Source organism: Bacillus sp. Root131, from assembly GCF_001429475.1.
Lineage (GTDB): Bacteria > Bacillota > Bacilli > Bacillales > Bacillaceae_G > Bacillus_A > Bacillus_A thuringiensis_S.
Genome location: NZ_LMJQ01000016.1, coordinates 1 through 12,269 on the forward strand (window position 1 = coordinate 1; position 12,269 = coordinate 12,269).

The window sequence follows — 12,269 nt, forward strand, 5'->3', positions numbered from 1 at the left end:
TCATAAAAAAACGTCACCCTTTCTCATTTATATTATGTAAGAAAGAATAACGTTTTTTGGTACTTGGGGGTAGTGAAAATTCTTAAGTTGATGGGCATGTATGGTGACCCATGTCCATCAACTTAAGAGCGAGAACAACCTGATCTTTCGGATCATCGGATCAAAACATTCCTACAATAAAATCATACATCTTGCCAGTTCTTCAAAAAATACTGGTGTAACATATCCCTGAAATTCTTCCACAAATGGTTGTAGTTCATCCTTAAGTGAAAAATTCATAAAAAAACGTCATCCTTTCCTATAATTCTCCAGAAAGGATAACGTCTTTATAGCTTTATTGATTTTATAGCGATGTATCAGCGCCTTATAAACCTGTTTAATCATTATTTCTGTTACCTTTATACATTTACATAATCTTCATTATCAGAAATGCAAAAAGCTAGTATTTTACTAGCTTTTTTATCAGTAAAAAGTCATATGCTTTTTATCTTCTTTATAATATTGTAAACGATCTTGTAAAGTACCAGTATGAAACTCAAACTTGTGCCCATCGGGATCTGTAAAATAAATAGACCGTTTATCTCGGTCATCTCTTTCTCGTCCAGGTAAGATATTAACATGATTTTGAATTAATATTTCTTTTAAAGAATCAAACTCATTATTTGTTACAGTGAAAGCTATATGTGTGTAAGAGTACTGAATTTCATTTCTTGGTATACTTTCTTCCACATTTAGAGCAATCCATAAACCATTTAAATCAAAATAAGCTAACTTTCTACCTTTTACTAATAATTTCGCTTGAAGTATATTTTGATAAAACTCAATAGCCTTCTCTAGATTTATAACTGAAAAACAAATGTGGTTAATACTTTGTATCATGTTCCATTCTCCTTGTTAATTAATTAAGTTACATATCCCATTATAAGTAAAAAGAAATTTTACTACTAGGAGTATAAACTTATCACCAGCAAGCTAAGGAAAGAAAATCTTCCAAGACGAGAAGAATAGCATCTCAACGTACATTTTTTTGTTTTAGGACATGATAAAATTCTTAAGTTGATGGGCAAAGGGTTCCGCTAGCATTTCGGAAAAAACAACGCTAAGCAAAGAAATAAGCTGTCCATATAGGCAGCTTATTTACATAAAATTCGCTATTGGAAGTTACTTTTCAAGTATTAAGAGACGGTCAAGTTCAGTTTCGTGATAACTCTACAGACTTAAAGTGTTCAACTGTTGGAAATGGATCATAAAAGTGATGCAATAATGCTTTCCACTCTTGATATTGTTTAGATTGACGAAATCCTATTGTGTGGTCTTCTAAAGTTTCCCATTGCACAAGGAGCAAATATTTTCCTTTCTGCTCCATACAGCGTTGTAATTCATGATTTATATATCCTGGCATGGAAGAGATGATTGAGGATGCTTGCTTAAATACTGATTCATACTCCGTCTCCATACCGTCTTTTACTTGCAACATGACTGCTTCTAAAATCATTTTGAAGTTCTCCTCCTTTTCTTAATTGTATCATGTGGGGGGGAACGCTGGATGAGAAGTTTTGATGTATAACATATACACGTGAAGTTAATATAACGTCTCATTATCGATAGCAAAGAAAAAGACGTCCCCTTACTCTCACAAGGGATTCGCCTTTTTCTTTTTCTATGACCCTATGCATCTTTTTATACATTCCTATTCTGGAGTGCCTTTTGGCTTCCCTATGTCTCCCTATTTTTCGCATAAAATCTTGCATACGGGTAACTTTGCCCATCCCCCGAAAAAGGGGAATAGGCTTAATTCATAAGAAGATTAAGCTTTATGTCAAAAAGTGTACTTTGTGACATAGCCAAAAATGCAGAATTTTTCATTTCAAAAATATAACTTATTTATATTTGACATATGTCGATACAGTTGTAGAAGATTTGAAATATATATTTTTAAGTACAATTCAAATCTAATTTGGAATATTTTGTCTTAACCCCTCTTTTCGGGGGATAGGCACAAAAACAGGTTGTGGAGAAAGTCTTCTTCACAACCTGAGAGTAAGTTATATATCCAAATATGATCTGTTCTTTTAACTATTTAGTCTTTTATAATCTATTATAGTCGATATAACTAGAGTCATAATAAATCCACTGACCTGTTCCAATTCTTAGCCAGCCATTCTTTTCTTCATATACTGTAACTTTTTCACCTTTACTTGTCTTTCTAACAATAGAATAGTTTGTACCTGATCCGCTTCGAACATTTACCCCAATACCATTAATTTGAGCCGTTCCAATTACCTTTTCAACACTACCATTTTCAATTACTTGTAGCATATTTAGAATGAATGTTGCTGTTTCACCACGAGTTGTTGTTCCTTTAGGGTCGTATTGATTGTCACCCTTACCTCTTACAATACCTAGGCCATACAATCTTTGTACGTCTTCTTTATAGCTAATTTGGTCTTTGTCTGAGAATGGTAGGTTTACAACCGGTCCCCATATACCTTTATACTGTAAAGCCTTGTTTACAATAATGGCTGATTCTTCTCTTGTAATAGGTGTGTTTGGGTCAAAATAACCATCTCCTCTACCTTGAATGATACCTGCACTTGCAGTACGTTTAATACCATCTCGTAAAGTTGAATTTGCATCGCTTAGGTCTTTAAATGAAGCATCTCCAGCTGGCAGTTTTAGAGAGTTAGAGATTAATTGAGCAAATTCGGCTCTTGTTATCGCTCTATTGGGTGCGAAAACTCCGTTTCCTTCCCCTATCATAATACCCCTTCTATTTAACTCTCGTATAGCTTCTTCATACCAACCTCCAGTAATGTCATCTTTTGGTTGATAAAGATTATTATAATACCCCTCAACGCTATTTACGAATACATCCCATTGCCCATTATTAATCATGTTAGCAGGGCAGATTTTACCGCTCCATTTTTGGTGTTTTACAATGTTATTTAACGGTACACCAGTTTCTTTCATTAAATAAGCTACAAGTTTCTTAGCGTTATCTACTGCTTTACTATAGTTACCGTCACTGTTAACTGCGATTTCAATTGCAATAGATTCTCTATTCCCTGGACCATCACCGTCTCCTGCGTGCCATCCGTTCTCGTTTAATGGTAGATGTTGATAAATCTCTTTATCGTCTACTGTAAAATGCCACGATGCCGCTCGGTCTGTGTTACCTACTGCTTGGTTATATAGGTATTGAGCGTGGTTTCTAGCACCTGCTCCTACACTTGTATTATCAGTCTCATGAATTGTAATGTACTTTGGACTCATGTAGTTTTGAGGACGAATATTATCGTTACCTGCTGGAACAATCCATTCCGTGAATGGAACACCGTTTATTGTACTAGAGGCGTTAGGTGATATGGGAGACAGACTACGTTTTGTTCTGTTTGAATTGTTAGGAACAGTTAATGTACCTGTTTCTTCATGAATACCTTCTGAACGTTGAAGACTATCTGCTTTTTTATTGTCGACAGTACCTCCACCACGTCCGTCTACCTCTTCAAAACTAGCTTCAATACTTTTTAAAGCCTGTTCATCTGTTGTTTGAAGTTGGTCTGTGTTATCTTGCACTTGAAGGCTTGTAGATTGCTTATTGTTTACTGATTGTTGTTCCTCTGCAAACGATACCAATGGTGAAGATAATACCGTTAATCCTGCCGTAAATGCTACTACTTTTTTATTAAATTTAATATTCATTTTGAATTTGGCATATCTTACTATTTTAATAGATATACCTTCCTCCTTGTACTTCTTTTAGTCTGAATAATAGTGTGAATAATGATAGCCTGAACCTCAAAGATAATGGCTTAATTTTTCATTTCATATGATAAACCGAAATCTATAAGTCCTACTAGATATATCAGTATTTCAGAATTATAACACAGCACGATTGCAAAAATATAATTAAATAACATAAATAACCTTTAGTGTATAAAACGGTTCTGGTGCAAAAATCCCAAGGCTCTTACAACTAATATCTTAATCTTGAACATACTGATAGTATGACTCTAAAAATGAGCATAATCAGTTAATCTATTTTTACACAAAAACCATGTTAGCTCCTATATAAAAAATACACCCCTTCTTTTCATTTTATTTCTTTTTACCTAGCGATTTAAGACCACGTTTAATAACATCATAGAAACTTAGAGATTGTGCCATATGACCTGGATCTACATATTCTCGTATAGCCCGAAGAACTTTCTTAGGTTCCTTAGAAGAAAAGGTAAAGATTCCATTTCTCTTGGTTTCAATAGCATAACGTGGAATCCATCTCCCCTTAAACATTACAGAGGCTATAACGTAATCTACTTCCTCCCACGGAATTTGAATAAATTTACGCGTATCACGAGAATTATAAAATTCAAACCCTTTATCACCAATCATAATTTTCCCATAGTCCGTAAGTCCTGTAAAAGCGGTAGCATCTATTACTAAATCTACCTTTGTATTAATTGATTGAACCATCATATCCACTCCATTTCATTTATCCTATTTATAATTCGTAACTTCAAACAATTAAGTCAATACAAAAAGTGGCTGAAACGATAATCCCCAGCCACTTTTTATATACGAACTATTATCGATTCACAGGCTACTAATCTACACTTTAATCTCAACAATTCCTAAATAATAAATCTTAAGAATTGAAAACGTGAGCAACTTAAATTATAAAAGTCCGATTACGTGACCAACTACCCCAACTACGAATAATGAAAGAATAATAACAATTGGGCTGACTTTTTTCTTCAGCAACCACATGCAGAAGAATGTTAGAAGCAATGCAGCTAAACCAGGAATTAATTGATCTAAGTTATCTTGCAAGGTAGTCACTTTCGTAGGTGACAGTGCCATTCCTGAGTTTACTTGTTCAAAAGATTGACGAATCCCTTCACCATTTCCAGGAAGTTTGTCCCACTCAACATACGCACCTTTATCTAACTGAACTTCAGATACAACTGGCTTGAATTTAATTGATACCCACCGTTCCACCAAGGCTGCCAGTACAAACATACCAAGGATTGATGCACCTTTTGTAATATCTTGTAATAATCCACCTGAAAGATCATCAGTGATTTTAGAACCGGCTTTATAACCAAATTCCTGTGTATACCACATAAATCCCCAACGAACCAGATTCCAAGCTAAGAAGAAAAGGATTGGCCCAAGGATATTCCCCCCCATTGCTAATGAGGCTCCTAAAGCACCTAACATCGGACGTAAAGTAAACCAGAATACCGGATCACCAACACCGGCTAAAGGACCCATCATCCCAACTTTAACCCCCTGAATTGCCACATCATCAACTTCTGCACCATTAGCGCGTTCTTCTTCAAGTGCTAATGTAACTCCTAGAATTGGTGAAGCAATATAAGGATGTGTATTGAAGAATTCCAAGTGACGTTTTAATGCTGCTTTTCGATCTTCTTTTGATTTATATAACTTTTTAATCGCTGGAATCATCGAGAAGGCCCAACCACCATTTTGCATACGTTCATAGTTCCAAGAACCCTGAATAAATGTAGATCGCCATGCAACGGCTAAACGATCTCTTTTTGTTAATTGAATTTTTTCTGCCATTTCTCTTCTCCTCCTGAATTAATAATCGTTTAAGATATCGTCAAGCGGGTCACCAGAGTTACCTCCACCACCATTTGAAGAACCACCCATTTTAGAAAGACTCAAATAAATAAGAGCTAAAGCCACACCCAATGCACCAAGAGCAATAAGTGTTAATTGAGAAATCGCAGCTATTACGAAACCAATAATGAAGAATGGCCATACCTCTTTTGTTGCCATCATATTAATAACTAATGCATAACCAACAGCAACAACCATTCCCCCACCAATAGCCATTCCATCAGTTAACCAAGCAGGCATTGATTCCAAGAATCCTTGAACGCTTTGTGCAGGGATAAATAAAAGTGCTCCGGCAGGAATCGCAATTCGGATACCTTGTAAACACACCGCAGCGATGTGTAACACTTCAATTTTTTTTATATTTCCTTCTTCAGCTGCCGTATCCATCATGTGTACAATAGGAACAGCAAGTGTACGAACAATCATTGTTAAGAAAAGCCCTGCTACTGCAAGTGGTACCGCTACTGCAATTGCTGATGCAACACCGCTAACACCTTGTCCGCCTAATACTAAAATGATTGCTGATGCAACTGATGCCAATGCAGCATCTGGCGCTACGGCTGCTCCAATATTTGCCCATCCAAGTGCAATCATTTGAAGTGTACCGCCAAGAACAATACCAGCCTCCAGGTTACCTGTTACTAAACCGATTAGTGTACATGCCACTAGTGGTTGATGGAATTGAAATTCATCTAATATTCCTTCCATACCGGCTAGAAATGCAATTAGTATCACTAAAATTATTTCTATAGTAGACATTATGATCCCTCATTTCATTTAAATTTGCTATGTAACTACGATAATTCAACCTTCGCTTTTTTTAGAATATCATCCATGTTTGCACGAGAATCATTAGGTACTTTACGTACATCAAAATGAATGCCTTTTGCTTTCATTTTCTCGAAAGCCTCAACATCTTCTCTTCCCATAGAAAGAACCTTATTAACAACAACCTTTCCAGTTGAATGAGCCATAGAACCAACGTTAACTTCTTTAATATCCACACCACCCTCTATAACTCTCAGGACATCTAGTGGGTTTTCAAATAATACCAGTGCATTAGTATTACCAAAACGGGGATCTTTTTCAACTTCAATCATTTTGCTGATTGGAATAACATTGGCCTTAACCCCTGGTGGTGCCGCCTGTTCGATTAATTTTTTACGAAGATCGTCTTTAGACACTGCATCTGAAACTACGATAATACGATTTGGTTGTGTAGACTTTGTCCATGCAGTCGCTACCTGACCATGCAATAAACGAGAATCCACCCGGACTAAAACGAACTTGATCTTCCCATCACCAACTACTGTACCGGGAGCTAGTCTGCCTTTTGCTTTTCCATCTTTAGCAACTGCGGTATCAGTATTTTCTTTGGGTTCCAGCTCTTCAGGTTTAATTCTGATCCCTTCCTTCGCTGTTTTAACGATATGTGTTGCGATTTCTTGGGCAGACGCAATTGATAAACGGGATGCATAAGCTTCAATCACCATTGGTAAGTTCAAACCAGCAACGATTGCCCAATTGTCTTTGTGTTCTTCATACAAGCCATTGGCTTGATTGAATGGAGTACCGCCCCATAGATCGACTAAAAATAATACCTCATCTTGATTATCAAAAGATGCAACTGCTGCTTCCATTTTTGCTCTCAAATCGTCTGGCCCTTCACTTGGCATTAAGGTAACAGCCTTAACGTTTTCTTGCTCTCCAAAAATCATTGCGCCAGATTGTAAAATGCCTTCAGCAAATTGGCCATGGCTTGCTAGGATAATCCCTACCATCTCTCTACCTCCTAAATATTTCATCCTAATTTTTTCTGAATTGACGCAACCAACACAACTTTTCTTCTTCATTTCATCAATCTTTAACTATTAAAAACCAACTTTTTCTATCCTTGAGAAAACCACCTCCTAGGCTATTTAAATCTCACTTCTTTTATAAAAATTTTGTTTACTACTAAAAATGAGTTTGTGAATCTTCAATTCATCATTTTTCAAATCATTAATTAAAACACATAATTTCTTAGGTAAAAGGTTCATAATCTTATAAAATAAACCACTATAAGAAAACGCTTTCAAAATATAGAAAGAACATACCGTTGAAAATCATTGTTTCAAATACACTTACTCTAAACCTAACCAACTATAAATAGACTGAGTTGCTTTAAACCAAAATAGGAGTAAAACTCCACTTGCGAATTGCCTCATTGATAAGGAAAGCGTTTATCTCGAAAAACATGATTATCAGTGCAAACGAACATGACAGAAATCAATTTAAAGTTCTTTCGAATGATAAAAATACCATGTAAGTTTTTAATTACGCATATGTTACTCACCAAAAGTTCAATTGAATGACAGACTATACATATTTATCCTTTTCCCAACTAAAGAAAAGCACTGTTATTCGTATAATGAAATCGATTCCACTTACTAAAAACATTGCCATTCTATCTAATAAGATGATTTATATCGCCTGCATACAAAATAGCAAACAAAAAAACCATAACCCCTTCTTACGAGTCAGAAGTTTGCTAAAGATAGCTATCTAGAAAACAGTTTATAGTTGGAGACAGAAATTTGATAAAAGAGTTGATTCGTCGCAAAAGAATATTTGGCATTGGTATTTTTGATCTTGTTTAGATTGGATATTTGCTCAACTTTCAAGAGAGTATGAATCAAATTATAATACTATTTGTAAAAAACCATGAATATAACAAGATAAAAGCAGCTCGTTTATCAGTTCTCAAAAGAATAAACCACTATCATCCTCTACAACAGTTATATATTCATTATATCCATTGTGAATTTTTTCACAATGGATATAAATTGAACATTTTATGAATAAAACAATTCCTCATTATAAGAAATGTATAGTGATTTTTTTAGCATACATTTTTTACTTAAATACCCCTTCGCATTACATAATCGATAGTAAATGTGGTTAACTAATTACTTTCTAATTAAATTTTAATATATTAAGTACTTAATAAATCAATTGAAAACCTATAGCTCCTATGATTCCTCCTATGGTACTACCAATTAAGGGAACCCACGCGTATCCCCAATCCGAAGAGCCTTTATTACATATTGGTAAGACTTGATGTGCTAGTCTTGGGGCAAAATCTCGAGCTGGATTTAAAGCAAATCCAGTTGTGCCACCAAGAGATAAACCTATAGATACTATTAACGCGCCTATTATTATTGGAAGTAGTCCATCTGTAACTTTATTATGACCCATAGCTAAAATTGAAAATACAAATACCGCAGTGCCAATAATTTCACTTAACAAATTAGACGGCCAACTTTTTATTGCAGGGCTTGTAGAAAACACCGACAATATAATTTCTTGATTTTTAGTTTCTTTCCAATGCGGAAAATACTGGAGCCAGACAAATATTGAACCTAAAAAAGCCCCAATCAACTGTGCACCAATATAGGAAGGAACTTCACTCCAAGGAAATACACCTATACAAGCAAAAGCAATTGTAACTGCAGGATTCAAATGTGCACCACTTATGTTATCTACTATATATATAGCGAATGTAACTGCTAATCCCCAGCCAAGAGTAATTGCAACCCATCCGGAATTTTGTGCTTTGGATTTTTTCAGCAAAGTACCTGCTACAACGCCGTTCCCTAATAAAATAAGAACCAAGGTTCCAATTAATTCCCCCATAAATGGAGACATATTTATGACCCCCTTTGTTATTTCAAAAACCATTGTATAAACACAAGAGCATCATCAGCATCTTCCCCATCAAGAATTACATGTATTTCTGCTCCTCTTTTTACTGCTAAATCGATTAATTGAAGAGTACTTTTTGCATTAACTTTTTTATCTTTAGATATAAACTGAACCGAACAATCATAATCCCTTAAGCCATCTACGATTTCACTTGCTGATTTTGCATGAATTCCATCCTTACGAGTTACAATTAATTTTCTTTCGATTCTCATAAGATTAGCTCCTTTTATATTTTTATAATAGTTTTCGCTTCAAGTACAGCCTTAAATCTTATATATTTCTTCTAATATTTTGCCAATCCCTAATTCAACAACTGCTACGTAGGACCCTCTATTCATGGTGAATCTGCTATTTTGATTTAATCACTCTTAATTAGAGCGCCTCCCAAATTTAGGAATACAATTACAACTCATTCGTTATAAATAGCCTCTTGAATTTATCTAACGCTTCAACCTCCTTCATCGTTATCTACTCCTCCTGCAGAAACTATTAAAACACTGGAACTTAATTGGACGAGTAAAGCTTTTAAATCTCTTAACTAGTAGATAACCATTAGAAACTAAAGCTATTCCTGCATTACTCATCATAATTGCTCCCTAAGTTCATTAACAATTTCTTTTTCACCTATAAGAGATAAACATAGAGTTTCAAAGATAATAAAAGATGAGACTGCTCCTGGATCTAAATGACCAATAGACCTTTCTCCTAGAAAAGAAGCACGTCCTTTTTTAGCTAATAATGGCTTAGTTTTTTCCATTTGTTCTCTTGCAAAAATGATAAGACCAATAGGTTTTATTTTTTCTCCATTTCTTTGGATATACTTCAAAACAGGATCCCAAACATCAAGCATTGTTTTATCTCCTATCTGAGTTTTTCCCCTTAGACAGATGCCATCTACAGATTCTTGAAAAGCAAGCCCCAATTCATTGATTGTAATTTTATTTTTCCCTTTCAAAACACTGCCAGCCCTCAAAAAGGCTGTTCCATATAAAGGCCCTGATGCACCTCCAACCTTTGAAATAAGTATCATTCCAATATCATGAAATACATTTCCAATATCATCATAAGCTGTATATGATATCTTTTTTTCAACCTCTTTAAATCCTCTATTCATATTAATACCATGATCTCCATCACCTATGAATTGATCAAGTTGCGTTAGATTTTTTTTTTGATACTCAAGTTGTTTTGCAGTGAGTTGCATCCAATTGATAATATGTCTTGGTGTAATATACATGTTGGCCCTCCTATTGTACACGCCAGTTAGTCGTATTTGCTGGATCATTAAGCAAAGCAGTTAATTGTTCATCTAGTTTTAATAAAGTAATAGAAAAACCGGCCATATCAATCGCTGTTATGTATTCTCCAACATATGTTTTACAGATATCGATACCAATTTTGTTTAATATTGTGTTAATCGTTTTATTTAAAATATATAATTCCATTAACGGCGTTCCACCTAAGCCGTTTACCATTACTGCAACTTTGTCACCAATTTTCAACTGCATATCACTTAAAATATGCTCTAAAAGGAGTTCAGCCATTTCATTAGCTGCTATCATACTAATACGATGAGTTCCAGGTTCACCGTGAATACCTATACCAACCTCTACTTCATTTTCACCAATTTTATAACCGACTGTACCAGATCCAGGTATAGTACACGTTGTTAATGCCATTCCCATACTACGTATATTAGCAATTACTTTATTTGCAACATCTTCAACTTCTTTAAGCGATGCACCTTTCTCAGCCATTGCTCCAGCTATTTTATGTACAAATATTGTTCCAGAAATTCCTCTTCTTCTCATAGTGTGTGAACTATTATTAATAGCAATATCATCATTAACAATGACTGTAGCAATCGGGATTACCTGTGCTTCAGCCATTTCAGCAGCCATTTCAAAATTCATTATGTCTCCTGAGTAGTTTTTTACAATTAACAAAACCCCACTTCCAGTATGAACCTTTTGAATCGCTTTCAAAATCTGGTCTGGTGTAGGAGAAGTAAAAATTTCGCCCATTACAGCAGCATCAAGCATCCCTTTACCAACAAATCCTATATGCGCTGGTTCATGACCACTCCCGCCTCCGCTGACAATTGCCACTTTTCCTTGAAATGGACTATTAGCTCGAATAATTATATTTGTTTCAGCCATATTTTGTAGTTTATCAGAATGTGCAAACATCATTCCGTCAATCATATCCTTAACTACTTTTTCTGGATTATTAATAAATTTTTTCATGGCATCTATTCCTTTCCATTAGTCGCCGCTAGTACCCTAACATTTAATTTTCTAGTTTTATTCCCTCCTACAATTCCCTTTTATTATAAAAAACTATAATGATTTCACTTGGACATTTAGCTCTAAGCATCCAATTTCATCTAAAAAGATTGTTCCAATGTTTGCTTGCTCAAATTTCCCTTTCCTCATGTGAAGTGCTCCAGTGAATACTCCTTTTTCATGCTCAAATAGCTCACTTTCAATTAAATTAGGGGGGGATAGCCGCACAATTTACTAGAATAGACGACTTATCCTTTCTGAAAACAGCTTTATGGATACCTTTACCTATAAGTTCTTTCCCTGTTTCACTCTCTCCAGTAATAAGAATCGTAGAATCTAATTCTGCCACTTTATTCGCAACAAAGAGCGTCTTTATTAAAGTGTCACTATAACTAATGATGTCTGGAAAAGAGTTGTTTAGTTTTTTATATTTCGACAATTCACTTTCTAAATACTTTATTCTTATCTTTTCAAGAGTCAATTGGTCTAATACTGATTGTGTTTCATAAATAGATTCATCGTTAAAAGTATTCCGCTCAATTTTGCTATAAGTGTAGCTACAGCTCGAGCATGTGGACCATTTGTAATATGAAT

The 12,269-nt window shown here is 35.0% G+C and carries 13 protein-coding genes; all 13 read right to left on the bottom strand.

What is annotated here, in order from left to right:
• Nucleotides 1–462 precede the first annotated feature (462 nt).
• Complete coding sequence (gene fosB / locus ASE54_RS23710) at nucleotides 463–879, bottom strand: FosB family fosfomycin resistance bacillithiol transferase (protein WP_000616115.1); 417 nt, start codon at nucleotides 877–879, stop codon at nucleotides 463–465.
• Between the two features lie 313 nt (nucleotides 880–1,192).
• Complete coding sequence (locus ASE54_RS23715) at nucleotides 1,193–1,495, bottom strand: antibiotic biosynthesis monooxygenase (protein WP_000599693.1); 303 nt, start codon at nucleotides 1,493–1,495, stop codon at nucleotides 1,193–1,195.
• A 593-nt stretch (nucleotides 1,496–2,088) separates the two neighbouring features.
• Entirely contained in the window at nucleotides 2,089–3,702 is a 1,614-nt protein-coding gene (locus tag ASE54_RS23720) for an S-layer homology domain-containing protein (protein WP_001021941.1), read from the bottom strand.
• A gap of 396 nt (nucleotides 3,703–4,098) precedes the next feature.
• Nucleotides 4,099–4,476: a DUF956 family protein gene (locus ASE54_RS23725; RefSeq protein ID WP_254905669.1), complete on the bottom strand. Its 378-nt coding sequence runs from the start codon at nucleotides 4,474–4,476 to the stop codon at nucleotides 4,099–4,101.
• Nucleotides 4,477–4,674: 198 nt separating this feature from the next.
• Nucleotides 4,675–5,586 (bottom strand): PTS system mannose/fructose/sorbose family transporter subunit IID, encoded by a 912-nt coding sequence (locus ASE54_RS23730; RefSeq protein WP_000818327.1) that lies wholly within the window; start codon nucleotides 5,584–5,586, stop codon nucleotides 4,675–4,677.
• A gap of 18 nt (nucleotides 5,587–5,604) precedes the next feature.
• Nucleotides 5,605–6,405, bottom strand: a complete 801-nt coding sequence (locus ASE54_RS23735) for a PTS mannose/fructose/sorbose transporter subunit IIC (protein WP_000103758.1) — start codon at nucleotides 6,403–6,405, stop codon at nucleotides 5,605–5,607.
• A gap of 35 nt (nucleotides 6,406–6,440) precedes the next feature.
• Complete coding sequence (locus ASE54_RS23740) at nucleotides 6,441–7,427, bottom strand: mannose/fructose/sorbose PTS transporter subunit IIA (protein WP_000232811.1); 987 nt, start codon at nucleotides 7,425–7,427, stop codon at nucleotides 6,441–6,443.
• Nucleotides 7,428–8,628: 1,201 nt separating this feature from the next.
• Nucleotides 8,629–9,333: an MIP/aquaporin family protein gene (locus ASE54_RS23745; protein WP_000074462.1), complete on the bottom strand. Its 705-nt coding sequence runs from the start codon at nucleotides 9,331–9,333 to the stop codon at nucleotides 8,629–8,631.
• Nucleotides 9,334–9,350: 17 nt separating this feature from the next.
• The gene (locus ASE54_RS23750) at nucleotides 9,351–9,602 is read right to left on the bottom strand and encodes an HPr family phosphocarrier protein (RefSeq protein ID WP_001217721.1); all 252 of its coding nucleotides are present in this window, start codon (nucleotides 9,600–9,602) and stop codon (nucleotides 9,351–9,353) included.
• Between the two features lie 371 nt (nucleotides 9,603–9,973).
• Nucleotides 9,974–10,627 (bottom strand): dihydroxyacetone kinase subunit DhaL, encoded by a 654-nt coding sequence (dhaL, locus tag ASE54_RS23755; RefSeq protein WP_000276016.1) that lies wholly within the window; start codon nucleotides 10,625–10,627, stop codon nucleotides 9,974–9,976.
• Nucleotides 10,628–10,637: 10 nt separating this feature from the next.
• Nucleotides 10,638–11,636, bottom strand: coding sequence for a dihydroxyacetone kinase subunit DhaK (gene dhaK / locus ASE54_RS23760; protein ID WP_000713538.1), 999 nt, complete (start codon nucleotides 11,634–11,636; stop codon nucleotides 10,638–10,640).
• Nucleotides 11,637–11,729: 93 nt separating this feature from the next.
• Complete coding sequence (locus ASE54_RS37205; protein WP_003255935.1) at nucleotides 11,730–11,903, bottom strand: sigma 54-interacting transcriptional regulator; 174 nt, start codon at nucleotides 11,901–11,903, stop codon at nucleotides 11,730–11,732.
• Nucleotides 11,884–12,114, bottom strand: a complete 231-nt coding sequence (locus ASE54_RS37210) for a sigma 54-interacting transcriptional regulator (RefSeq protein ID WP_235567864.1) — start codon at nucleotides 12,112–12,114, stop codon at nucleotides 11,884–11,886. The genes ASE54_RS37205 and ASE54_RS37210 overlap by 20 nt, the downstream gene beginning before the upstream one ends.
• Nucleotides 12,115–12,269: the final 155 nt, after the last annotated feature.